The organism is Vibrio pomeroyi (assembly GCF_024347595.1).
GTDB classification, from domain to species: domain Bacteria; phylum Pseudomonadota; class Gammaproteobacteria; order Enterobacterales; family Vibrionaceae; genus Vibrio; species Vibrio pomeroyi.
Genome location: NZ_AP025507.1, coordinates 192319 through 216722 on the forward strand (window position 1 = coordinate 192319; position 24404 = coordinate 216722).

Annotated in this window: 21 protein-coding genes; 8 read left to right on the forward strand and 13 right to left on the reverse strand. The window is 45.9% G+C overall.

Annotated features, from left to right (window positions below; all coding sequences use genetic code 11):
• Positions 1-14: 14 nt before the first annotated feature.
• A complete protein-coding gene (locus OCV12_RS17025) occupies positions 15-2870 on the forward strand; it encodes an FAD-binding and (Fe-S)-binding domain-containing protein (RefSeq protein WP_261886640.1) in 2856 nt (951 codons plus the stop codon).
• A 120-nt stretch (positions 2871-2990) separates the two neighbouring features.
• On the opposite strand, the gene OCV12_RS17030 is transcribed toward OCV12_RS17025, so the two are convergent.
• The 7 genes from OCV12_RS17030 to OCV12_RS17060 form a co-directional block, all read right to left on the reverse strand.
• Positions 2991-3233 carry a hypothetical protein gene (locus OCV12_RS17030; protein WP_139683559.1) on the reverse strand — a complete coding sequence of 81 codons (243 nt, stop codon included), beginning with the start codon at positions 3231-3233 and terminating at the stop codon, positions 2991-2993.
• A 114-nt stretch (positions 3234-3347) separates the two neighbouring features.
• Positions 3348-5084: an ABC transporter permease subunit gene (locus OCV12_RS17035; RefSeq protein WP_139683560.1), complete on the reverse strand. Its 1737-nt coding sequence runs from the start codon at positions 5082-5084 to the stop codon at positions 3348-3350.
• 4 nt (positions 5085-5088) lie between these two features.
• Positions 5089-6618, reverse strand: a complete 1530-nt coding sequence (locus OCV12_RS17040; RefSeq protein WP_261886641.1) for an ABC transporter substrate-binding protein — start codon at positions 6616-6618, stop codon at positions 5089-5091.
• Positions 6619-6701: 83 nt separating this feature from the next.
• A complete protein-coding gene (locus OCV12_RS17045; protein WP_261886642.1) occupies positions 6702-7553 on the reverse strand; it encodes an ABC transporter ATP-binding protein in 852 nt (283 codons plus the stop codon).
• The gene (locus tag OCV12_RS17050) at positions 7550-8308 is read right to left on the reverse strand and encodes an ATP-binding cassette domain-containing protein (RefSeq protein ID WP_261886643.1); all 759 of its coding nucleotides are present in this window, start codon (positions 8306-8308) and stop codon (positions 7550-7552) included. Before OCV12_RS17050 ends, OCV12_RS17045 begins: the two co-directional genes overlap by 4 nt.
• 238 nt (positions 8309-8546) lie before the next feature.
• A complete protein-coding gene (locus OCV12_RS17055) occupies positions 8547-9881 on the reverse strand; it encodes an MATE family efflux transporter (protein WP_261886644.1) in 1335 nt (444 codons plus the stop codon).
• A gap of 208 nt (positions 9882-10089) precedes the next feature.
• Positions 10090-10959, reverse strand: a complete 870-nt coding sequence (locus tag OCV12_RS17060; protein ID WP_261886645.1) for an AraC family transcriptional regulator — start codon at positions 10957-10959, stop codon at positions 10090-10092.
• A gap of 115 nt (positions 10960-11074) precedes the next feature.
• Here OCV12_RS17060 and OCV12_RS17065 point away from each other — a divergent pair, with 115 nt between their 5' ends.
• Positions 11075-12238: an aminotransferase-like domain-containing protein gene (locus tag OCV12_RS17065; RefSeq protein ID WP_261886646.1), complete on the forward strand. Its 1164-nt coding sequence runs from the start codon at positions 11075-11077 to the stop codon at positions 12236-12238.
• A gap of 192 nt (positions 12239-12430) precedes the next feature.
• Positions 12431-12946, forward strand: a complete 516-nt coding sequence (locus OCV12_RS17070) for a hypothetical protein (RefSeq protein ID WP_261886647.1) — start codon at positions 12431-12433, stop codon at positions 12944-12946.
• 45 nt (positions 12947-12991) lie between these two features.
• Here OCV12_RS17070 and OCV12_RS17075 read toward each other — a convergent pair whose 3' ends face one another.
• Positions 12992-13915, reverse strand: a complete 924-nt coding sequence (locus OCV12_RS17075; protein WP_261886648.1) for a LysR family transcriptional regulator — start codon at positions 13913-13915, stop codon at positions 12992-12994.
• Positions 13916-14005: 90 nt separating this feature from the next.
• On the opposite strand from OCV12_RS17075, the gene OCV12_RS17080 reads away from it, so the two are divergent.
• The 5 genes from OCV12_RS17080 to OCV12_RS17100 all read left to right on the forward strand — a co-directional run bounded on the left by OCV12_RS17080 (position 14006) and on the right by OCV12_RS17100 (position 17853).
• Complete coding sequence (locus OCV12_RS17080) at positions 14006-14248, forward strand: DUF2798 domain-containing protein (RefSeq protein WP_261886649.1); 243 nt, start codon at positions 14006-14008, stop codon at positions 14246-14248.
• A 94-nt stretch (positions 14249-14342) separates the two neighbouring features.
• Complete coding sequence (locus OCV12_RS17085) at positions 14343-15257, forward strand: GNAT family N-acetyltransferase (protein ID WP_261886650.1); 915 nt, start codon at positions 14343-14345, stop codon at positions 15255-15257.
• 313 nt (positions 15258-15570) lie between these two features.
• Entirely contained in the window at positions 15571-16560 is a 990-nt protein-coding gene (trhO, locus tag OCV12_RS17090; RefSeq protein ID WP_261886651.1) for an oxygen-dependent tRNA uridine(34) hydroxylase TrhO, read from the forward strand.
• A gap of 435 nt (positions 16561-16995) precedes the next feature.
• Positions 16996-17253 (forward strand): YdcH family protein, encoded by a 258-nt coding sequence (locus OCV12_RS17095; protein ID WP_102277184.1) that lies wholly within the window; start codon positions 16996-16998, stop codon positions 17251-17253.
• 123 nt (positions 17254-17376) lie between these two features.
• Complete coding sequence (locus OCV12_RS17100) at positions 17377-17853, forward strand: GNAT family N-acetyltransferase (RefSeq protein ID WP_261886652.1); 477 nt, start codon at positions 17377-17379, stop codon at positions 17851-17853.
• Here OCV12_RS17100 and manA read toward each other — a convergent pair.
• The 5 genes from manA to uhpT form a co-directional block, all read right to left on the reverse strand.
• Complete coding sequence (gene manA, locus OCV12_RS17105) at positions 17850-19055, reverse strand: mannose-6-phosphate isomerase, class I (protein ID WP_261886653.1); 1206 nt, start codon at positions 19053-19055, stop codon at positions 17850-17852. The two genes, OCV12_RS17100 and manA, sit on opposite strands and share 4 nt — an antisense overlap.
• 266 nt (positions 19056-19321) lie before the next feature.
• Positions 19322-20662 (reverse strand): MFS transporter, encoded by a 1341-nt coding sequence (gene uhpC, locus OCV12_RS17110; RefSeq protein ID WP_261886654.1) that lies wholly within the window; start codon positions 20660-20662, stop codon positions 19322-19324.
• Positions 20663-20670: 8 nt separating this feature from the next.
• A complete protein-coding gene (uhpB, locus tag OCV12_RS17115) occupies positions 20671-22128 on the reverse strand; it encodes a signal transduction histidine-protein kinase/phosphatase UhpB (RefSeq protein WP_261886655.1) in 1458 nt (485 codons plus the stop codon).
• A 38-nt stretch (positions 22129-22166) separates the two neighbouring features.
• Positions 22167-22775, reverse strand: coding sequence for a transcriptional regulator UhpA (gene uhpA, locus OCV12_RS17120; RefSeq protein WP_261886656.1), 609 nt, complete (start codon positions 22773-22775; stop codon positions 22167-22169).
• 188 nt (positions 22776-22963) lie between these two features.
• Complete coding sequence (gene uhpT / locus OCV12_RS17125) at positions 22964-24358, reverse strand: hexose-6-phosphate:phosphate antiporter (protein WP_102398465.1); 1395 nt, start codon at positions 24356-24358, stop codon at positions 22964-22966.
• Positions 24359-24404: the final 46 nt, after the last annotated feature.

Consider the following 24404-nt stretch of genomic DNA (forward strand, 5'->3'; position numbering starts at 1 on the left):
ACAAGGAAGCAAAGATGGAGACAAACACATCCCATGAGCGAGTAATAGATGCCAAAGCTTATCAGCAGCTTGAGGCTATACTGGCTCAAAAAATAGAAACGGAACGCATTGTCACGCAAGAGGCGAAGCGCTTGGCTTACGGCACCGATGCGAGTTTTTATCGCTTGGTGCCGAAAATGGTTCTAAGGCTTAAAGACTTAGACGAAGTGATATTCACGATTCAAAGCTGTCGTGAACTCGGTATTCATTTTACCTTTCGCGCGGCAGGCACCAGCCTTTCAGGGCAAGCGGTTTCAGACTCGGTACTCATCACCCTGACCGACGACTGGCGCGGCCATGAGATTGTCGATAACGGCAATCAAATCATCCTTCAACCCGGTGTAATTGGCGCTGATGCCAATAAATATCTTGCCCCTTTCCAACGTAAAATCGGCCCAGACCCGGCTTCCATCAACACCTGTAAAATCGGCGGTATTGCGGCGAACAACGCCAGTGGCATGTGTTGTGGTACTGCGCAGAACTCCTATCGCACCGTCGAGAGCATGAAAGTTGTATTGAGCGATGGCACCCTGCTCGATACCGCAGACAATGCTAGCGTTGAGGCATTCAAGCAATCACACAAAACGCTGTTTGATGGCATTGTTGAACTGCACCGTCAAACCAGCTCGAATAAAGAACTCGCCGACAGAATCCGCCACAAGTACCGCCTCAAAAACACCACGGGCTACGCACTCAATGCATTGGTCGATTACCACGACCCAATCGAAATCATTAAACACCTGATGATAGGCTCCGAAGGCACACTAGGCTTCATCGCCGAGATCACTTACAACACGGTGATTGAACACCCAAATAAAGCCTCAGCTCTGTTGGTGTTCGCCGACATCGAGCAAGCTAGTAAAGCCGTAACTACCCTATCAAAAACGCCAGTTGCTGCTGTTGAGTTAATGGATGGCAGAGCGCTACGTTCTGTCGCGGATAAACCGGGTATGCCTACGTTTATGCCAAACTTGGATTTAGAAGCGGCCGCTATTCTGGTTGAATCACACGCCAGCTCCCAGCAGGACTTAGATTTACAATGTAAATCAATTTTGGATGCATTAACTGATTACACGATTGTTGAATCTGTCCCTTTCACGTCCGATCCCAAAACTGTCGCGACGCTTTGGGGCATCCGTAAAGGCATGTTCCCTGCAGTTGGCGCTGTGCGTGAAGTCGGCACGACAGTCATCATTGAAGATGTTGCTTTCCCAGTAGAGAACCTTGCGAACGGTATTCGAGAGCTCCAAGAGCTGTTTGATAAATACGACTACAGCGAGGCGATCATTTTCGGCCACGCCCTAGAAGGCAACCTGCACTTTGTATTTACTCAAGGCTTTGACAGCCAAGAAGAGATCGACCGTTACGGCGGATTCATGGATGACGTAGCCGAGCTCGTCGCCGTGAAATATCAAGGTTCTCTGAAAGCGGAACACGGCACAGGCCGTAACATGGCACCGTACGTCGAGTTGGAATGGGGCAAAGATGGTTACACCTTGATGCAACAAATCAAAGCACTGTTTGACCCAGAAAGACTGCTCAACCCCGGCGTTATTATCAACGACAATCCAAACTCCCACATCACCGACCTAAAACCGATGCCTGCTGCCGACGACCTTGTTGACCGCTGTATTGAGTGTGGATTCTGTGAGCCTGTTTGCCCGTCTCGCACACTGACCTTATCACCTCGCCAACGTATTGTGTTGTACCGAGAGCTACAACGCCGCCGAGAAGCAGGGGAAGAGATAGAAGCTAGCGAACTAGAGAAAACCTTTGAATACCAAGGCATCGATACCTGCGCGGCAACTGGCCTGTGTGCCGAGCGTTGTCCGGTAGGCATTAACACCGGCGACTTAGTGAAGAAGCTTCGTGTTGCCAAATATGAGAAGTTCACACCAATCGCTAAGTGGACAGCAGATCATTTCTCGACCACCACTAAGCTGACCAAGGCAGGGCTCAAAACCAATCAAGTAGCGAGCAAAGTACTAGGCGCGAATACGGTCGGCAAGCTCACCAATGGCTTGCGCTCAATGACCAAAGGCGCAACACCAGTTTGGATGCCTGAGATGCCGCAATCCAACAGCCACTCACTCACAGCTTCAACAATGACAGCCGAAACATCGAATAACACTAAGAAGGTGGTTTACCTCCCTTCGTGTGCCAGTCGAACCATGGGGCAACAGAGCGATGCGGGAGATCAACGCCCTCTTACTGAAGTGACCATGTCTCTACTTAACAAGGCGGGGTTCGAGGTAATTCTGCCGAAGAAATTAGATGACCAATGTTGTGGTATGCCTTACGACAGCAAAGGCATGACCGACCTAGCCCAATCTAAAGCACAACAGCTAGAAGAAGTGTTGTGGCAAGCGAGTCGTCAGGGTGAATACCCAGTATTAATGGACACTAGTCCATGTGCCAAGCGCAGTATTGAGCAGTTCACCAAGCCATTAGAAGTGCTAGAACCGACAGGGTTTGTGAATCAATATTTGCTTGAACACCTGACCCTTGAACCACTGCAAGAAACCGTAATGCTGCATGTCACTTGTAGCTCTCGCCGAATGGGTTTAGAAGGTGCAATGTTAAACCTTGCTCAAGCCTGTACCGAAGAAGTGATTGTTCCAGAGCATATACAATGTTGTGGTTGGGCAGGTGACAAAGGCTTTACTACGCCAGAGTTGAATGAGGCAGCTGTGCATCCACTTAAGGAACAAGTACCGAGCAACTGTACTCGTGGTTTCAGTAACAGCCGAACCTGTGAGATCGGTTTATCACATCACAGTGGCATTCCGTATCAATCAATCTTGTACTTGGTGGACGAAGTGGCGCAGTAGCTCCATTCATACTGCGAGCGACATGCTCTAGCTTAAAACGAAAAATGGCAGCCCAACTAGGCTGCCATTTCTTTGTTCAATTTAAATATGATGTTGAGCTAGATGTTATTGAGCTTACAGTTAGAGAGCTAAGCGCATCAACTTTTCTGGCGAGTAGTGTTCAGCTTCTGCGCCTTTGGCGATCAGGTCAATCACTTGGAACTCGCTCATATCACCAAACTCTTTGGTCAAATAATCACGAAACGCTTTCTCATTTGGCCATTTACCTCGCACGATATAGCCATCTTCTTTGTCAAAATCTTCCGTTTCAAAGAAAGAAAAGTCAGTCATACCAATATTGTGGCAATACAAAACGAGATACATGTTGAATCCTTTACACTTAACTAGGGTCTATTGAACTTTCGAGCAGTTCTACAAGCAGGCTTAAGGTTACATCATATTCAGCTAATCGAAAACTTAAGCCCTCTTCCTTCTTCGTTAATCATCAAACATCATGTTGATGGCAACGCCCAATAAGATCAGCCCAATAATAGGCCCCATGACAGCCAGTGGTGCACGCTCAATGTATGGCAAGTTCTCTGCAATCATCAAACCCCATTCCGGTGTTGGTGGTTTTGCCCCTAACCCGATGAAGCTCAACGAAGTCAGGCTTAGAGTGATTACAGGAAGCCTCAACAAGGCGTGCCTTAGCAACGGCGGTAACACATACGGAAGCAAATAGAAGCGGAAGATTCTCAGCTTACTAGTACCCCACAATGGCGCGAGGTGCGTATAAGGTTGAGCCTTGGCTTCCACAATTAAACTAGAGCAGTGCGCCGCTAATGGCGCCCAAGATACCAATACAATCGCGATTAATGCGCTGTTCGGATTCATCCCTGTTAAGCCCGCAACCAAGAGGCCAGCAATGATGTAAGGAATGCCCTTAGTGATCTCGATAAGGCCTTGGCTAAAACGAGTATTGAAGCCCATGATGATGCCCGTCACCAAGCTCAGGAACGTTGCCAGAATGCCCGCTTGGAAGGTCGCGACCATACCAGAACCGATTCTCGCTAACAGGTCTCGCCCGATGCCGTCTGCACCCAAAGGCGCTTGCCAGCTCGGTGATGCCAAGCGCGCGAATTGGCTGGTGTATGGGTCTCGGAATACCGCCCATACCACGATAGCAATTAGGAATGAGAAGATTGCAAAAGCAGTGACACGTTTAGCGCGGCTCTGCGTAAAACGAAACGAAGAGTGACTACTGATGAGCTTGCCGCTTTTCAGGCTGTGGCCTAGAATCAACTGCTGAACAAACAGGCTGATGCTACTTACTGCAATCGAAAACAGCAGCAATACCAGTAAGCCGCCTTGTAACATCGGCAGATCTTGCGCCTTTGCAGCACCAAGAATCATGCGCCCGATACCCGGAATCGAGAAGATAAGCTCAACCGCGACTGCGCCACCAGTTAAACCAATCACGATCATCGCGATTTGTGGTATCAGGCTGCTCAGCGCTCTTTTCAGCGCAAAGCGAATAATTTGATTGGAGTGAACGTTGGCACTAAGCCAAGTGATCACCCAAGGTTCATTAAGAACGCGTTGTAAACTGTCTCTGAGTAGGCGACTAAACAGACCGCTAGCAGGCAGTGCGAGTGCTAAACTCGGTAGCCAAATGTCTTGCCAGCCTTGCCAACCATACGGTGGTAGCCAACCTAACCAGATTGAGAACACCAGTATTAATACCGAGGCCACCACGTACTCTGGCAACGATATTAATACGGTGCTTAAACTGCTGTAACTCTGCCCTAATTTACCCTTCTTCCAACTGCGTAAGGTAGCCAGTAAGCCTGCACCGCACAGTACGAAAGTCATCACCAATGCACTCGACATCAAAAACAGAGAGGTAGACGCTGTTTTTTGAATGCCTAATGCAACCGAAGAGCCATCAATCCAGGATTTACCTAGATCACCGGAAAAGGCACTTCCTATCCAGTCGATCAGGCGCTCGCTTGCAGAACGGTCAAGCTGAAGATCAGCACGTACCGCCGCTAAAGCTTCAGGCGTAAGCAGGTGTTGTTGCCCCGCTCTCGCACGCAGTATGGATTGGCTTGGGTCGATGCCGGCAATGTCAGGCATCAAGCCAACAAGAATCACCACCACGATCAGTGAGGCGATTCTTGATAGCCAAGGCGTCAAGATAAATAAGGTTCGACGCAGAGTCTCAGCAGATAGCATTTATTTAGTTAACCTGTGTTGCCGAGTTAACTTGTGTCGCTTTCTTAACCTGTGTAGTTTGATCAACCAAGCGACGTTCACTTGGGTCACGAACTACATTGCTTACACGCTCGCTTTCACCTTGAATCACACGTTCGTGAAGCAGTGGAATAGCAGCGAAGTCGTTCAGGATTTTTTGCTCAGCTTCGATGATAGCTTGCTGACGCAGCGCACCTAGTGGTTGTAGGTCAGCGTGAGTCAGTGCTTGGTCTACTTCTTGAGAACAGAATTGACCAAGGTTGAATGAACCCTTACAGCCAAAGTCACTCATCATGTACGCCACTGGGTCACCAGAATCTAGAACGGTCGCGCGAGAAAGAATGAACGCATCAAACTTGCCAGATAGTGCATCGTTTTCAATCTGAGCGTATTCACGGATATCCAGCTCAACTTTGAAACCAGCCGCTTCAAGTTGCTGTTTAAGTAGTGCTGCCACTTCTGGAAGCTCAGCACGGTCGGTAAAGGTACCGATAACAATGCTTTCACCGTTTGCTTTTAGCGTTTTGTCTACCGCCTGACCTTCAGGTCGAATCGGCTCAGCCCAAGCAAGTGCAGGACCTAGAAGACCTTGCGCGATATCCGCGTGGTTTTCATAAACAGTATTCACGATTTGCTCACGGTCTACCGCAGCAGCAGCGACTTTACGTAGTTCAATATCGCTAAATACGCCTGACTTATTGTTCAGGTAAAGCGTGTTGGTACGAGGCATAGCTACTTCGTAAAGCAGGTTCGAATCAATGGTCGCGATTTGTGAAACTGGCACAGCTTCAACAATGTCAGCCGTACCGGTTCTTAGAGCTGCAGCACGAGCAAAGCCATTAGGAACGTATTCTGCAATTACAGATTCAACTTGCGCTTTTTCACCCCAGTAACCATCAAAACGTTTTAGTTTCGCGCTGGTCGTACCGTTAATTTCAGTCAATTCAAACGGACCAGTACCCGTGCCAATTGGGCTAACACGACCATCTTCTTGATACGCGCTTGCTGCTAGGATCGCTAATTGAGGGCTAGATAAACGACTTGGTAGAAGAGGGTCATCGAAGCTGGTTTTGATCTCTACGCGGTAATTGTCCATCGCTTTCACTTCTAGCTCTACACCATCGAGGATGCGTGGCTTAGGAGCAGCTTCCAGCGCTTTCTGTAGTGAGTTCACAACAGCTTCTGCTGTTAATGTCGAACCATCGTGGAATTTAACACCTTGGCGAACCGTGAATTGCCAAGTCAGTGGATCAACGTGTTTCCAATCCGTTGCCAGCATTGGCTCAGCTTCTGAAGTTGGGCTCAGGTTAACTAGCGTTTCAGCCGTGCTCCAACGCGATAGTTTGAACGCGTCATCAGAAAGTGGTGATAGACCTGTTCTTGGTGGCTGCATCATCGCAACACGAATTTCAGATTTGACCGCAGCTTCGCTCGACTCAGATTGAGAGTCAAAACAGCCCGTCAAAGGCAGAGCCAGCGCTAGAGCGCAAGCCAGTTTGATTGAATTAAAACGCATAGTTATTGTTCTCTGTAAGCTGTGCTTCGTTAATAAACTGTATTTTGTTAATAAACGGTATTTCGTAATAAATAAGGTTGTGTTTAACAAGTAGATTTCGAAAGAGGCTGAGATTCGATCAGCATCTGAGTCGCTGGATGAGCAGGTTCGCTCATCACTTGAGGTGTCGGTCCATGCTCAACCATCTCGCCATGGTCAAGAACCAGAATTTCTTCGCAAAGCGCTTGTGCTGCGCCTAGGTCGTGTGTCACCAAAATAAGGCGCATATCGCGCTTCTTTTTTAATGAATTCAATAAGTCGAGTAGCCTCTGACGATTCACAGGATCTAGGCTACTGGTTGGCTCATCGGCAACTAATATTGCGGGTCTAACGACAAGCGCCCGAGCAATAGCCACACGTTGAGCTTGGCCTGTAGAAAGCTGATTAGGCTTCAGTGATAGTAATGTGGCAGGTAAGCCAACGTCCAACAGCGTCTCTTCAATGATGCTTTCATGATTGCCAGAAACATCTAGGTTGCTTAGCGGCTCGGCCAAGATCTGTCGAACAGTGTAGTAGGGGTTGAGGCTAGTATGTGGTTCTTGTGGCACCAATTGGATCAAGCGACACACAATGGCTTGCGCTTTGCTATTGCGAATAGGCAGCGAATGACCAAACAAGCTGATGCTACCGAGAGTTGGCGCTTTCAAACCAAACAGCAGTTCAATCAGCGTAGATTTACCGGCACCAGAACGCCCGACAATAGCCAGGCTTTTGTCTTCAACATTGAGGTCGATGTTTTGTAGCGCTTTGAACGCCTTACCACCCAACCAACTTGGCACTGAGTAATAATGAACCCCGACATTCTCGAACTTAATCTCAATCGGTGTTTGTGTTTCTGAATCAATCACAGGCATTGATGGTGAAGCTTCTGAATTTAGTGATAAGGTCGAGCTCATTCGATTAGGTCTCTCAATGAACAGCAGAAAGCGTGAGAGCTCGATTCAAGCGCGTGTTTCGGTGCACCATAAGCCACCACACCGCCATCATCGATAACCAATAACTTGTCACACGCTAAGGCGCTGTGCAGGTCATGGGTAATAAGCAAACCACCAATTTGGCGTTGCTTTACATTGTCTCGAATCAGCTTAAGTATCTCTTGCTCTGTGACCGGATCTAACGCACTAGTCGGTTCATCTGCAATGATGATATCGGCGTTACTCAACAAGCCAATCGCAATACACACTCGTTGACGTTGTCCTCCAGAGATTTGGCTCGGATACAACGGCAAGATGGTTTCTGGATTTGGGAATCCTAACTTCACCAACAGTTCGGTGAGCTTGGTTTTGTCTTGTGATTTAAGCTTAGTGCGAGTCCCCGTCAAAGCTAAACTGAGTTGGCCTTCAATAGAAACAAGAGGGTTTAACGCTTGAAGTGCATCTTGGAAGATAACCGCTGGCCTTTGTGCTGCCGTTCGTTGCAACATCGGCAAACCACACACAGCTTCGCCAGATAAAGAGATATGCCCTTCAGCCTCAACCGTTTCTGGCATAAAGCCCGCGATCGCACGTGAAAGCATCGACTTACCAATGCCTGAAGGACCCATGATCGCCAACAGTTCTCCTCGATACACATCGAAGTGGATATCTTGGAAAAGTGTTCTTGAAGAGGTTTTGATCGTTAGTCGGTCAACAGACAATAATGGGGCGTTCACGCAGATACTCATAGATAGATGTTATAACATAACAACTTTATCATTTAGCTGAAGTGATGAAAAGAGAACATTGAACCGTATCGCATTTTATTTGCTATTTAATTGACCAGTTTTCGTTAGGGCGAGTTGACCTTTCGAGCTGATTTTTACAGATACAAAAAAGCGCCCTCTAAATTTATCGTATAACGATAGTCAGGCGCTTTCATAAAGTCTTAGAAATGGCGGTGGGCGTTCTAAATTAATGACACGCCGCTGAGGTATCTTCTGCTGGGAAACACTTTTGTTTAACCTGAGAGATAAACGGGTACAGGAATGCGATACGCCCAAGATAGAACAGAGTAAACGCTAGCCACAAACCATGATTGCCCCACGCTCCAACCGCAAACGCTTGAACAGCCAAGAACACCAACAAAGTAGCAATACTAGAATCTCGAACCGGACGTGTGGTTCCTGTTCCGGTAAAGATGCCGTAAACCGTCAAGCCAAAGCCTGCCACCAGCGGGAACACAATCAACCACGGAGCCATCTCTTGATACAAGGCAACCAGCGCTGGAATATCGGTAAACAAGAAAACAATCATGTCCTTAAACATCAAGGTTAAAAGCGTCAGCGCAGCAATGAAACCAGCTGTCCATTGGAAGTTAAGCCTTAACACACGATCCAACATCGACGCATTTTTCTGCCCCACGGCTTTACCCGCAAATACACTCGATGCGTTGGCAATACCATCAAACATGTAACTGACGATAAAGGTCACCTGCATCAGAATCGCGTTAGCGGCCAGAACATCGGTACCCAATTTAGAACCAGTACGCGCCATCATGTTGAAGAACACCAAGATGCAAATTGTACGTAACAGTAAGTCAGTATTCGAAGAGATCATTGTCGACAGGTCTTTCTTGGTCATCTTCGAGCCTTGCAGGAACTCAGAGACCGAGATGTTGCTCGTTTTCATAACCAGCGTCATACCAATCGCAAAGGTGGTGATTTGTGCAATCAAACTTGCGTATGCCACTCCCGCAACACCTAAGTCGAAATAGAGTACGAACACCGCATCCAAGACAATGTTCAACACATTGCCAAACACTTGTGTGTAAAGGACTTCTTTGGCCTTCGCCTGCCCCATCAACCAACCGATAATGGTGTAGTTGAGCAGTACAAAAGGCGCGCCATAAATCAAAATACTGAAGTAGATATGTGCTTGCTCAGCCACGTTCGCTTCAGGCTCTATCACCCACATCGCACCTTGCCAGATGAGGGGTTGTATCAAGATAAAGATTAACCCCACCAAACCAGACAGCACAAATGGGCGCATCAAGCTGCCCGCTAGCTCAGAGCGATTCCCTTTCCCCAATGCCATCGCACTTTGCCCTGTCGTGCTGACACGGAAAAAGCCAAACAACCAGTACATGGTGTTCATGATGATGGTGCCGATCGCCACACCACCGATCAGTTCAGCGATGCCAAGCTGACCAATCACGGCGGTATCCACCGCACCAAGCAGAGGCTGAGTCACCGTTGAGATGATGAAAGGGAAAGCGATTTTTAAATAATCTTTGTGGGTAATGGTCATATTCTAACGAGTGATATTAAGAACTATTTGCAATTAGAAATGGATGCTATCGCTTAATCCGTACGTTGTCATCATTTACTGGGGTAAATTATCAACAAAACACCTTTATCTTAGTCCACCTGCATAGAATCGTTGGCTGCTATTAGTCGTGCTAATTTGTCTCAACAAAAGATCAAAATCTGGTTCAACAAAACAGCACAACCATCGATTAATAAAAACTCACGGGAAGGTAGAAATCGAGCTCGAACACCTCATCGGTGTTAAGAAAGTGATTCTGATGATAATGCACATAAGCCGGAGTGGAACGCTGCTTAAAGCCAGACGTAGGTAACCACTTTTCTAATACCATGCTGATCTGTGGTAGCAGTTCTCCATAACGGCCATTCAGCCTAAACACCGCATGTAAGCCGCCCGGAATCACCATCTGATTAACCACACTACGATACTTTATCGGCTCATTAATCGCGATACACGCCACGTAGCGGCACTGATCCATCTCAACCCAAGCAGGATTCGAGTGATGCAAACCAAATTGGCTCGAGAAATCACGTTGTTCTGAGTTCGCCCACGCTTTCAATATCAGCCAAGCGTTGCGAATGGAGCGGTTATAACCCGTATGTCGAACATAGGCAGCCATGCGCTCAGGCACTTCAATGATCTTAGGTTCAGGTAGCACTCGTTGCGCGACATTCAAATAGCCCGCTGCTACTTCAGGATCTTTCAAGTAGGGCTTTTCGGCAATCTGTAAATCGTGCTTCCGCCACTCACCTGGCGACATGTTAAAGGTTGCTTTAAACGCGCGGCTAAACGAAGACACCGAACTAAAGCCACACTTACTGGCGATTTCCACCACCGAGGACGTGGTATCGAACATCAACTGGTTGGCGGCATACTCCATTCGGGTGCGTCGAATGTATTGATGTAACGACTCTCCAACCACGCTTTTGAAGGTGCGATGAAAGTGCTGCTCGGAATAAGCTGCAATCTCCGAGAGCGCTTTGGCCGACAAAGGCTGGCTAATGTCTTGGTGAATATAGAACAGAACATCATTGATTCGAGATATGTGTTGACGCGACATCGTTTAAATAGCATAAATGGACATGTTTAAGAGCATAAACGGACACGCTTATTTTTACAATTGCCGTGTAATATCAAGCGATAGAATAAAAACGAAAAACGACGAGACACAACACATGGAAATCGCACAGTCATTACAACAGATTCAATCTTCATACATTCGAGAGATCCTCGCAGCCGCAAGCGATCCAAATGTCATTTCATTAGCCGGTGGTTTACCGGATGAGAAAACATTTCCTATCGATTTGATGAAGCCAACGCTAGAAAACCTAGCGAACATGCCTGAAGTTTTCCAATACGGTTCGACTGCAGGTTACGGCCCATTGCTTGAACACCTAACGCAAAGCTACCAATTACCAGAGACTCACACAGCCATGATCTGTACTGGCTCTCAACAAGGTTTGGATTTAATTGCTCGTGCGTATGTTGATCCGAATGATGTAGTTGTAATGGAAGCGCCAAGCTACTTGGGTGCGATGCAAGTGTTTGGTTTGGTTCAGGCTAACATTGTGACTGTGTCTCAAACTGAATTTGGCCCGAACCTAGACGAACTAGAGACTTGCTTTGAACAGCAATCGCCAAAGATGTTCTATGCCGTACCAGATTTCCATAACCCGACTGGCGTTTGTTGGACAACGGAAACTCGTCAAAAAGTGGCTGAGCTGTGTATCAAATACAACGTAGCATTCATTGAAGATGCGCCTTACCGTGAGCTGCGCTTCACAGGAACAGAGCTGCCGTTGGTATCGTCTTTCTGCCCAGACAACTCTATCGTTCTTCGTTCATTCTCTAAGATTGCATCGCCAGGTTTACGCATTGGCGCAGTAACCGGCAAACGCAGCTACCTTGAGCCACTGATTAAAGTGAAGCAAGGTGCAGATTTACACTCAAGTGTACCTATGCAAGCGCTGCTTGTTGGTCTTCTAAAGCATGAAGATTTCAATCTGCACATGGAAAACATTCGCACCCTGTACAAGTCTCGTTATGAAGTGCTGTTTTCAGAACTAGAGAAACAACTGCCTGCTGACTGCGTATTAAAATCCGTAGATGGTGGAATGTTCATTTGGGTAGAAATCCCAGAGTGTGACACCTTCGAGCTGGCTAAAACTCTACTTTCGAATGGCGTAGCCGTTGTACCGAGCCCAGTATTCTATCCAAAGGCTGATGAAGCAAAAGCTGCACTCCGCTTAAACTTCACTAATGCCACCCCAGAAGAATTGACCGAAGCGGTGAAACGCTTAGCGGAAGTACTTAACCAAGCGCAATCGCTGACTAGATAAGCCTGATTAATACCAAGGCCCTGCTGTATTTTTACAGCAGGGCTTTTTTGTTTGGCACCTTCACAGCTTAATCTTTCAATCTTTCAAATATGCATTTATCACGTTCAACATTGTCTATTTTTGAATGCTAAGAACCTGCATAAGATAAGCACATCAAACGACAACACCACTTATCACTGAAAGGTTATGACTATGAGTACACAACAACTGATTCTTGAGCTTACGTTAATCGGATCGATGTTTTTAATCACCGGCTTTTTCCTATTTCGCTCATATAACTCAAGTGACGCGCTGTCTCTGAAAGCACAAAAAATTCTGACTGGCTTGCTGGGCGCATTCCTTTTGATGGCAGGTACGGTAAAGTTCTTTGACCCGTTCACCACTATGTTTGCAAAGCAGATTGCGCTGAGTGAACTGCCCTTCCCAACGCTTTCTCGCTGGGCAGGTCAGTTAGGTGAAATGACGGCAGGTGTGCTGCTGTTGGTGATTATGATTGGCGGACGCAAGCTGAACGCCGAATTACGTAACAAGGCGATGCTCGCTTCAACACTGCTGACTACCGCGATCATGGTGGTTGCAGTATACGTCCACCTTTTGCCAAGCGTGCCTGCAGAAGTGCTACCACTGCAATCGAAACCGCCGGTGATGACGTTGATCATCCTTGGTTTAGCTTGGCTCAATGCTTATCTGTACCACAAGAACAAATAAACGTTATCTAAATAGTTCGAACCTTAACGCCAGCTTAGTCTGGCGTTATTCGTTTCTGTCTTCATTAATCGAAACCAAAAACTCAGCAGAATTCTCAAACCTCTCAAAGATCATATCCCTAAACGCCACCACTCGGCTTGCTATCAGCTTTCTATCTGCCCACAGCATAAAGGCTTTTCCTGTCGGGCATTCCACGTCTGGTAACACCTCCACCAATTTATCTTGCGATGCAAAGCGCTCAAATGACGACTTCGGCATCAAGCATATCCCAGCCCCCAATAGGGTCGCCTCAATGTTGAGCCTTAAACTACTGACCGAGTACTTAGGTTGGTAAGGCACACGAATGGTTTTACCTTGCTGCTTCAAATCCCAGTAAGGCATGTTATTTCCAGACAACAGCCGATGTGACACCAGCTCTTCAGCACTGTTTGGCGTACCGTTTTTCTCGATATAACTTGGGGAAGCGGCTAACACCAATGGCGATTCAAACAGCTGGCGTTGGATAAGATGTGTGGCATGCGGAGGGCTAGTTACCAAGGCTAAATCGATCTGCTCATCAAAAAATCGTTCGGTTCCTGCGCTGAAATGAATCGAGATATTCACCTCTGGGTGCATCTCCATAAACTCAATCGCGATCTTTTGCAAAAAGTAATCGGCAAATGGCTCTGGGCACGACACTCGAATCTCACCGGTTAACACTGGCTGGCTATTGGACAGCTGAGTCCACTCATGATCAAGCTGAGAAAATAGCGAAGCAAAGCGTTGATAATACTCATCACCCGCCGTCGTCAGTTGGAATTGCTTAGCGTTGCGGTGCACCAGCTTTTCTCCGAGTTTATCTTCAAGGTGAGCCACGGCTCTTGATAACGTTGGCGCAGACACATGAGTTTGCAAACTTGCAGCGGCAAAGCCACCACACTCAACAGACTGACAAAACAGGTATAGATTGGAGATATCTTTAGCTTTCATATATGCACGATTCAGATTCAAAACTGTCTATTTTTGATTGTTACTACCGAGATTAGAATAGTGCCATCAATGAGTCAATCGGAGCACATCATGAAAAAATTTCCACGTAAATTCCAATACCCACTAATGGTTTCTATGGTACTGCCAACCATGCTACTCAGCATGCCTGCCATCATGGTTGCTAAAAACCTCCCACAAGGCGGCGTGTTTTTTGACGCTTGGCTAACCGCTGTCGGTCAAATGCTTCCATCCGCATTATTGTTATTGGCTGTGGTTGCCCCAACGGTTCGACTGTTCGTGACTAAGGTGTTGTTAGAACCAGTGAGCAAGTAACCATAACATTCGTTGATAGTATCAACATTATTGACAACAAACCGTCCTTGAGATTATTGTTGATACTATCAACGTATATTTCTATGGAGAGAACATGTCATCGGTTATGCAGATCAGAAGCGAGCTACGTTATCTCGTTCGCGAACTTGGATTATTGGATAAGAACTGCCTAAATTCAGGTTTATCACTCACGCAAGTTCACCTTCTTACCTACCTGCGTAAGAATGGAGTCACGCCCTTTTCTGAGCTCAGCGTACAGCTCAGCGTCGAGAAAGCCTCTCTTAGCCGAACCCTCAACTCTCTGGTTGAAAAGCAATATATCGAACCATCTTTGAGTGAGACGGATAAACGTCAGAAGTACTTTTCACTCAAAGCTGAAGGATTGAAAAGGTTAGAAGAAGCCGATGAGTCAGCAAACAATGAACTGTCGCAATTGCTGAACCTAATGAGCCCAGAAGATAACCAAAATGTGATTGATGGACTAAGAACATTACGACTCAGCGCTTTTCAGAAAAACGCCACACACAACAAAGCCAGAATTCAGCTCGAAGCTTGCACTTCGGTATACCGCACTGAGATCGACAGTTTGATCAGAGATACCTTTTCGGGTGAACAAAGTATCCCACAACATCTCATACCATTATCCCCTGACATTCCTCAGAAATGGTGGTTAGCACGTTCAGGAGAATATGTTTTAGGCGCCGTAGCGGCATGGGAGAGCGATGGAGAATGGCACTGGGGGCGCTTTGTTGTCGACAACCGATTCCGCGGCCTTGGCATAGGAAAAGCATTGGCTCGTTACTCATTGGTTCAGGCGTCGAAAGACATCAACGAAATCTATATCGAAGCGCGCGACACAACCGTCAATATCGTAAAAGGACTGGGTGGAGAGGTTTTAGGTGACAAATTCGACTTCTATGGTATGCCCGTAACGCCGATGCGATTAACGAGAGAGCGACTCAATGAAGCCACTGAAACTCAAGAGTTTACGCTACCTACTCACCTATAATTGAGTCGTAAAAGATTAAGTGACTCAATACATTACTCGCCTGCCAATCATTACGCTTTGGCAGGCCTGCATGTCGTAATCCTCTTACCTATTCATCCCACTTCATGAGCATGTATCTTTGCAAGCCTAAAACCACACAAATCAAAATGATAAATAGCCCTACTTTTGGTTGGTTTTTGTCCTACATTGGCTTGGTTATACTGCGGCGGATTTTAATAAGCCAATATGGGCAAACCTGAGTGAATCAAACTCAGTCTGTATCATAAAAGGCAACGCTCTGGATTTACGTTCCAGCTCGCAGAAAGGAAAAACCATGTCTCAATATGTTGTATGTGCTCTGTATAAATTCGTAGCACTTGATGATTACCAAGAAATTCGCCAGCCACTCACAGAGTTGCTAGAAGCCAACAAAATTCGCGGTACTTTGTTACTTGCGAGTGAAGGCATCAACGGCACTGTTGCTGGTAAGCGCGAATCTATCGATGCCCTTCTTCAATGGTTCAAGCAAGACTCTCGCTTGGCTGATGTCGTTTACAAAGAGTCGTTCAACGAAGAACAACCATTCAACCGCACTAAGGTTAAGCTTAAGAAAGAGATCGTAACCATGGGCGTTGAAGGTATCGACCCTCGCCACGTTGTCGGTACGTACGTTAAGCCAAACGAATGGAACGACCTCATCTCTGATCCAGATGTGATCTTGGTGGATACTCGTAACGATTATGAAGTCGATATCGGCACATTCAAAAATGCAGTAAACCCAAACACGGAAACCTTCCGTGAGTTCCCTCAGTACGTTGAAGAAAACCTCGACCCTAAGAAACACAAGAAAGTCGCGATGTTCTGTACTGGCGGCATTCGTTGCGAAAAATCAACAGCCTACATGAAAGAACAAGGCTTTGATGAAGTCTACCACCTTGAAGGTGGCATTCTTAAGTACTTAGAAGAAGTGCCAGAAGAAGAGAGCATGTGGGAAGGCGACTGCTACGTATTTGATGGACGTGTTGCGGTTAACCACCAGCTAGAAAAGAGCGGTTACGATGTGTGTAATGCTTGCCGTCTGCCAATCACTGATGAAGACAAAGCGTCTGAACACTTCGAGAAAGGGGTAAGCTGCCCCAAGTGTATTGATAAGCACACCGACGAACAGAAAACGCGTTTCCGCGAGCGTGAAAAGCAAGTTCAACTTTCAAATGCCCGTGGCGAAACCCACGTCGGTGGCGAAGCCGCTCACCTTATAGAGCAACGCAAGAAAGAGAAGCTAGCGCACAAAGAGCAACAGCGCTCTGGTAAAAAAGCGAAGTAACGTTCTCTCGATAAACATATCTATAAGTCGAAAAAAGGGCGCAAGTTCGAAGATGATTCTTCGAGTTTGCGCCCTTTTTTGATCGCTTTACTGCTTTGTGTTTTGAACCACATTTCTTTCGATAAATTGCTTCTATACTGTCAGGGCGTGTTGACCTTCCGCGATTAGATTTTGTTCGAGATAAAAGCGGTTTAATCGAGGCGAGGGAGAAGTAGCCTAGTCATTCTAAGCAAATCTCCCTCAACAAAGAGTAAAACGCTTTTAGCCGAACCCTTCGGGCAGCGTTTGCTGGTTATTTCTACTGCGTTATCGGCCTCTCATGTAGGCTAGCTACACATCAAAGCCTCTGCCTTGTAGAAATACCCAGCAATTCGCCGCAAAAACAAGCTCGAAAGATCAACACGCCCTAAAAATTCGACTAGAGAGGAAGTGCCAATGCTCAATGAAAACCATGCCTTTATCTTAGATTTCCCAGATCTTAAATTAGACATTGTTCAGCTCAACCACGACGACGAAAAATTCAAAGCAGACATGCAGAAATACCACCAACTTGACTACGACATTCGCCAACTAGAAATCTCTGGCAGCCCTATCGATGACGACAGTATGCACAACCTCAAAGTAGAACGCATGGAGCTAAAAGACTCACTTCACAAGCAGCTCACTCGACATCACGCGCTTAAGCTCGTTTAAACGAGTTCTACAAATATGACTTTTAGAGCCACGCACATCGCGTGGCTTTTTCGTTTAATCCGTCTATCAATCTATTATTGGTATTATTGCTTATACGAAGCTCAGAATAAGGAAGAGGAAATAGTGACAGTCAAGGAAGACAAACTACAATTCCAACTCGTTGCAAACTCAGAATTTGAAGAGCTGTTTGCTTGCGTCAAACAAGGTGTTTTCGAACACGTCGACAATGTGTTTGGCTGGGATGACGAGTTTCAACGTAACCGCCTGTTAAACGACTACCATCCCTCTTGGTTTCATTGGATATATCGCGAAAAGGAAAGAATCGGACTCGTCTGCTTTAAACCTTACGACAATGCATACCATATCCACCTTCTGATCATTTACCCTCAATACCAAGGCAAGATGCTCGGTAAAGAAGTAATGTCACTCATCCACAACAAAGCCCTTCGAGAGCAACGAAATCAAGTCACCCTCTCCAGCTTTAGAAGTAACGCCCGCGCCATCAATTTTTATCAGGCTCTTGGCTATCAGGTTGTTGATGATAGTGATGGGGATTTCGTGGGGATGGCAATCTATCTAGACAACAACCTACTTCCTTAATTAAAAGCTCTAGCCACTCGTCCTTCACTACTCAGTTCGTAATGACCGATATAGGCAGGGATAAATACCGATTGCCCTTTAGTGAGTGTTAAGTGCTCACCATTTTGGCTCATTAGCGTTAAATCATCATCTATTGCCATCAAGATTTCAGCACCGCTTGTGGTGACTTTTTCTTGCTTTGGGCTATGAAAAATATTGAAATTAAAATCACTGACCGGGATATCATAACTATCACATTGACCCAGTTTTGAGGGCGCTAACAACAAACGGTTAAACGGAATTGGAATGAACTCTGTACAAGCTACCAACTCAGCAACATCAATATGCTTTGGCGTTAAGCCCGCACGCAACACATTGTCTGAATTTGCCATAACCTCGAGCCCGGTTCCGTTAATGTAAGCGTGCGGAGTGTTCGCATTCAAATACATCGCTTCGCCTGGCTTCAGTGTGATCAAGTTAAGTAGCAGAACACAAAACAGACCGATATCGTTCGGGTATTGATGGCTCAGCTCAGTAACCAAAGCAAACTCAGCTTGGTCTTGGTGAGCGTCTGCGTAAGTCAGAAGCTGCTCTAATGCTTGATGTTTACGCTGGTCATTCAGCGTTAATAGATCACGGAAAAACACCTCTAAACCTAGAGAATCAAGGTGGTTGCCAAACTCTTCAACCAAATCAGCAAGCTCGCTAGAATTCAATTGTCTGAATAGGCCTAATATTTCATCGAACTCTCGAAAACCATTCATCGCTTGATATTCAGTGATCGCGTAAACCAATTCAGGCTTGTGGTTAGAATCTTTGTAATTACGGTGACCTGCAGTCAGAGGGATCTTCGCTTGCTCTTCTCTCGCAAAACCTAACTCAGCTTGTCGCTTGTTTGGGTGAACTTGTACAGACAGCGCTTTTTCTGCCGCCAAAATCTTAAATAGGAACGGTAGCTCACCAAACGACTGCGCAATATCAGTTGATAGGTAGGCCGGTTTATTCTTGTTAATCAGCTCAGATAGAGGCACTAAGTGTTGGTCAAGCTTCACCATGGAGCAGCCTTTGGGATGTGCCCCCATCCAAACTTCCGCTTGTGGTTGTTGTGACTCATTTTTGAAGCCAAACAGTTCACGTATCGAGGAGGTACTTCCCCATGCATAGTTTTGGATAGTGTTTTCCATTGGGAAAAATGAGTGTTCTGAGAAGTGACTGAGTGACATGGCTTTTTCCGTAGTGAGCCCTCTGAAGACAGTTCAAGAGAGCTGATTCTAATAACGTGAATAATTAGAAAGACTACAGAGAGCAGCTAGAACCCACATGAGATGGGGTCTTAGACGCAATAGGAAAAATTCTTAGAAACAGATGAGAGAGATAAAAAGCGTGAAAAGAATCACATTTGAATACTACGTATAAAGACGCTGAAGACAAAAATAGCTGCAAACAACCATAGGACCATAAACAGCTACTTTATTGACAAAAAAGTACCTTATAAAACAGAGCGAGCTTCTGCACTTTTCTGAGGCGATTGAGCTTGTAAAAAAGGCAGTAAGAGTAATCCAATAACGGCCGCACAAGTTGAGATAGTAATAAAGAAACCACTCCAACCGTAGGTTTCTAAAATGAGAGCTAATGGATAACCAGAAAGTGCCGCCCCCATGTAGGCAAATAAACCGACAAAACCTGTAGCCGCCCCGGCAGAATCTTTATGCGAACATTCTGCGGCAGCCATACCGATAAGCATTTGAGGGCCAAAAACAAAAAAGCCAACACAAAATAGCCCAGCGGCTTGAAACACAAAGTTGGTTAATGGCATCAACCACAAGGCAGAAACTGAAAGAAATATGCCGATGGCAAACAAAATATTCATCGGGCCACGGTTGCCACCAAATAACCTATCCGATCCCCACCCAGCAACAAGTGAACCAACGAAACCGCCAATCTCGAACAGAGACAATGCAGCGTTGGCGTTTATCAGACTGTAATCGTGCTCTTCGGTTAAATATAAATTGCCCCAATCATTAACCGCGGTTCTTACGATGTAGACCAACACATAACTAAAGGCGAGCAACCAAATGTATTTATTGCTGAACACGTAAGTTTTCAAGATGTCTCGATAACTTAACCCTTGCCCATGACTCTCTTGCGCCAATTCTAGATGGTCATTGCGCCACTTCCCTACCGTCGGAAGCCCCATTGTGGTGGGTTTATCTCGCAAACGCCAACAAACGATGAGACCAATAAAAACGCCAATCACACCCGGCCAAATAAACCCCGCTCGCCAACTGAATTGAAGAGTTAGGTAGCCCACAAGAATAGGAATTAGTGCCCCACCAACGTTGTGTGCTGTGTTCCAGATTGCCCAGCGAAAGCCTCTTTCGGAGCGAGAATACCAAGTCGTCAATAGCTTGGAACACGATGGCCATCCCCAACCTTGGAACCATGCATTAAACACCCAAAGAGATATAAACGCAGCCAACGAGCTAGAAAAACCAAACGCGATATTGATCAAGCCTGTCGCGATTAGGCCAAGTCCCATGAAATAACGAGGATTTGAACGGTCCGAGATAGTGCCTGAGATAAATTTCGACAAACCATAAGAAAGATAGAAGAGTGTGCCAATTAAACCGATGTCACCTTTGTCTAATCCAAGATCAGTGATCATTGCTGGCGCGGCATAATTAAAAGTTTTACGAGTGAAGTAAAAACCTGCATAGCCAACATACATTCCTATCATGATGTGGAGACGCCAATAACGATAACTTTGATTGACCTCATCATCGCTTAAGGTATGACTTTTTGACATTGTTGAGCGCAGAAATCCAAACATATTCGTTCTCACACTTTAGGTAATGTAACGCTGATATTGGTACCCGAAGAAGAGCCATTAGCGTTGATTGTCATCTTGCCACCGAGCGCCTGAACACGCTCTTGCATACCACGAACACCCATTCCTTTGAGAAGATCCTGTGCTGTAAAACCAACACCGTTGTCTGTAATTCGAAGATAAGCTTGATCGTCTAAAATCAGTTCTATCCTAATTTCACTTGCTTCAGCATATTTGTGGGCATTATTTAAAGACTCTTGGCACAGTCGGAAGAGAGTAACCTTGAGCGTGTCACTCAAACATGAGTAGTCACCTTGCCAATTTAACTGAATATCAACACCGTGATCCGAGAACTCCATTTCACGTATGAGCTGTTCAACGGAGTCCTTCAGGTCAAGGTCATCCAACATTTTTGGTCTTAGCTTCGTTAGCAAACGCTTGGTGGTGTCATAAACATTCAACGACAATGATTCAATCGTACCAGCACAGCGAACGCTCATTTCAGCCGCATCGACACGTTTAATAATGCTTGCTTGAGTCCGAATTGCCGTGATGTTCTGTCCAATTTCATCATGTAACTCACGGGCAATATCACGGCGAACCGATTCTTCAGCGGTGACTAACTGACGGGAAAGGTTTTGATTCCTAGAGAGCTCACTTCGTAATTTTGCGTTGAGATCTTTTTGTTTTTGAACCGCTAAACCAAGCAAGATACCTGTGATGGTCTGAGCGGAAAGAGACAATAGTAAATCGGTAATTTCGAGTTTAGATGTGCCACTGTGGGCTGCAATCAACGCGACACTGTTCAATAGAGTAGCCAGTAAAGCACCTTGCCACCCGTAACGAACGGCGAGCAAGATAATAGGAATCGCCATACAGAACGGGGCGAAGCGCCTTAGTTCATCAGGCAAACTGGTTTGTATCAAAATACTGGCGACCAACAAGACGCTGTATAAAGCGATGTGACGGATTTTGAACTCAATGACATTGTTGATTAAGTAAGAGCTCAGTGGCGCCCACTTGTTTTGGAATAGATAATTCCAGACCAGATAACACATCGGCACCAACATCAAACCACCTGTGATACTCACCAACCACACCATGTAAACGGCTGGGACATGAGAGCCCACCACGGCGACATTAATCAGTGAAGTGACCATGATTAAGCTCGCCATCACTAACAGGTGACGGTTTTGGTCACCGTAATAATACCGTTTGGCAAATAGAGTAGCTGGAATGCTTAATCCGCTGGCGATTAATATAGTTAACCATTGGGGTTCATCCAGTAATAGAGCCAAAGCGATCGCGAGCCCCCATTCAGCAACATAAATGGCAGGCCAATAGTGAGTGCGAGTGTGCAGCGTCATACCCAATCTTAACGAGAATGGGAACAGCAGAATGGCTAACTCAGAGTCGTTAATAAAATAGAAGGCTATAACCCATAAGCAAAACCATGCACAGCCAGCCATGAAGACGCCACATATGGAAGTGGCCAGATAGGAGCGCATTAATATTGTTCTTGCGTGAACAGTTTCGCTAACTCAACGTTGTTTTTAACATTGAGTTTATCCATCGCATTAGCGCGGTGCACATGTACCGTTTTATGGCTGACACCCAATTCTACGGCGATAGATTTCACATCGAGCCCTGTTGCCAATAGCTGACAGACTTCACTTTCTCTTCGGGTAAGCTGATTTACAGAGGCTTTGTTCTTTACTGGTGACGCGAGCTTGATAGCGATATCGGGTGTGAGATAACAGCCACCATTTGCACTCGTGTGTACGGCTTGGATTAACTCATCAGGACTGCAGCGTTTGCTGAGGTAACCTTTGGCGCCTAACTCTAATGACTTTTCAACCATCGCAGGAGAATCATGAACGCTCAACATGATGCTAGCAATGCCTGACGGTATCTCTTCTAACAAACTCAGGCCACTTTCACCCTGCATTGAAATATCCAAGATAACCACATCAGGATGACAACTTGGTAATCCGAGACGAGCTTCTGCCGCAGAGTTAAATTCACCTACTACCGTAATATCAGCTTCAAGGCTGAGTAATTGAGCAAACCCAGATCGAACAATAACGTGGTCATCAACAAGCGCAACATTAATCATGATAGTAACCAAAATTAAGAGTAAGAAAGAAAAATAGCCCCAATAGGAGCTATATAGAATTAAGTTTATTGATAGAGATGATACTGAATCGAATTAACGATTGGTATGATCTCACGTGCTTTAAACCAATAAATCACGTGAGACTATCTACCCGAAACTATGCTTTCGAGAACAAGTACCCAGACAAGCTACGCGTTTTGAGCCGCTAAGTGCATTTTCTTCGCGTGGCGAATCTTCTTCTCTTCGGCAACTGCAACGAATAATAGCAATACGATACAAATAGCCGCTGAGGTATCGAGTGCAGCGAATGTTCCTTTCCAACCTGTTAAGCCGAAAATAGGTGTTCCGTCCGCAATCATACCTAAACCAAGTTTTGCAAAACTATCACCGATTAGGTAAGCAAACGTGCCTTTCACACCATCCGCAACGCTGATTGCTTTCTTAGGCACGAAACCTACCGCAGCAACACCAATCAATAACTGAGGACCGAACACTAGGAAGCCCAGCACAAACAGTGATGCTAAGTACATGAACTCACTCGTTGCGTGCTGGTAGAACTCTAGAGAAACGATAATCAGACCAAGCGACACACAAGCAACCAAAGCACGACGTCCGTTCGCAAGATCAGATAAATAACCCCACATTAGCGTGCCGACCAGAGCGCCAACCTCAAACAGCGTGAAGCCTGAAATCGCGGTTTCTTTTGATAGACCTAGCTCTTGATACGCATAAACGGTAGACCATTGATCGATACCGATACGAACAATGTATAAGAAGATATTCGCGAAGCAGAGCAGCCAAATCACTTTGTTTTTAAGGATGTATTCAACAAAGATCTCTTTCTTGGTCATCTGATTTTCTTCAGCAGCCGTGTCTTCTTCGCTGACTTCTTCATCAAATAACTCTTCAACCGTACCTAGGCCGTATGCTTCTGGAGAGTCATTACCAAAACGCATACCAATAAAACCAACCACAATCGCGATGATTGATGGGAATACGAACATACCGATCACGTTGCCATCAAATAGGTAGTTAGCACCAAACAAAGCAACACCAGCAGCGCCTGCGCCACCCACGTTGTGTGACATATTCCAAAGGCCTAAATAAGAACCACGCTTGTTACGAGGGGTCCATTTAGTGATGGTTGAGTAACTTGAAGGTCCACCCGTACTTTGGAAGAAACCACTCAACGCATAGAAAGCCACCATCAAGAATAAACTCGCGCTACCTCCGCCCATACTGAAGCTGAAGCCCAACATGGCAATACCTGAAAGAACAAGCATGAATGGCAGGAACTGCTTGGTGTTTTTACCGTCGGCATAATAGGAAACAACCGTCTTACCGATACCGTAAGTAATTGAGAAACCCAAACCGATAAGGCCAAGATCCGTCATCGACAAACCGTAAGTAGAAATCATGTCGTTTTGTGCGACATTGAAGTTCTTACGGATCAAATACATGGTTAGATAACCGATGAACACCACTAGGTAAGATTGTAGGAAGGGCTTGAACCACATTTTTCTTCTGGTTTCGACAGGAAGATCCAGTGTCGGTTTTCTAACCTGATCTAGGAACTTTAGCATTGTAAACTCTCTTATTATTGATGAGGTTTGCACGGCATATTACAGA

Bases quoted from the DNA above. Each gene is read 5' to 3' on its own strand.
- OCV12_RS17025 (WP_261886640.1), top strand. From the start codon at position 15: ATGGAGACAAACACATCCCATGAGCGAGTAATAGATGCCAAAGCTTAT.
- OCV12_RS17030 (WP_139683559.1), bottom strand. From the start codon at position 3,233: ATGTATCTCGTTTTGTATTGCCACAATATTGGTATGACTGACTTTTCT.
- OCV12_RS17035 (WP_139683560.1), bottom strand. From the start codon at position 5,084: ATGCTATCTGCTGAGACTCTGCGTCGAACCTTATTTATCTTGACGCCT.
- OCV12_RS17040 (WP_261886641.1), bottom strand. From the start codon at position 6,618: ATGCGTTTTAATTCAATCAAACTGGCTTGCGCTCTAGCGCTGGCTCTG.
- OCV12_RS17045 (WP_261886642.1), bottom strand. From the start codon at position 7,553: ATGAGCTCGACCTTATCACTAAATTCAGAAGCTTCACCATCAATGCCT.
- OCV12_RS17055 (WP_261886644.1), bottom strand. From the start codon at position 9,881: ATGACCATTACCCACAAAGATTATTTAAAAATCGCTTTCCCTTTCATC.
- OCV12_RS17060 (WP_261886645.1), bottom strand. From the start codon at position 10,959: ATGTCGCGTCAACACATATCTCGAATCAATGATGTTCTGTTCTATATT.
- OCV12_RS17065 (WP_261886646.1), top strand. From the start codon at position 11,075: ATGGAAATCGCACAGTCATTACAACAGATTCAATCTTCATACATTCGA.
- OCV12_RS17070 (WP_261886647.1), top strand. From the start codon at position 12,431: ATGAGTACACAACAACTGATTCTTGAGCTTACGTTAATCGGATCGATG.
- OCV12_RS17075 (WP_261886648.1), bottom strand. From the start codon at position 13,915: ATGAAAGCTAAAGATATCTCCAATCTATACCTGTTTTGTCAGTCTGTT.
- OCV12_RS17080 (WP_261886649.1), top strand. From the start codon at position 14,006: ATGAAAAAATTTCCACGTAAATTCCAATACCCACTAATGGTTTCTATG.
- OCV12_RS17085 (WP_261886650.1), top strand. From the start codon at position 14,343: ATGTCATCGGTTATGCAGATCAGAAGCGAGCTACGTTATCTCGTTCGC.
- trhO (WP_261886651.1), top strand. From the start codon at position 15,571: ATGTCTCAATATGTTGTATGTGCTCTGTATAAATTCGTAGCACTTGAT.
- OCV12_RS17095 (WP_102277184.1), top strand. From the start codon at position 16,996: ATGCTCAATGAAAACCATGCCTTTATCTTAGATTTCCCAGATCTTAAA.
- manA (WP_261886653.1), bottom strand. From the start codon at position 19,055: ATGTCACTCAGTCACTTCTCAGAACACTCATTTTTCCCAATGGAAAAC.
- uhpC (WP_261886654.1), bottom strand. From the start codon at position 20,662: ATGTTTGGATTTCTGCGCTCAACAATGTCAAAAAGTCATACCTTAAGC.
- uhpB (WP_261886655.1), bottom strand. From the start codon at position 22,128: ATGGCTGGCTGTGCATGGTTTTGCTTATGGGTTATAGCCTTCTATTTT.
- uhpA (WP_261886656.1), bottom strand. From the start codon at position 22,775: ATGATTAATGTTGCGCTTGTTGATGACCACGTTATTGTTCGATCTGGG.
- uhpT (WP_102398465.1), bottom strand. From the start codon at position 24,358: ATGCTAAAGTTCCTAGATCAGGTTAGAAAACCGACACTGGATCTTCCT.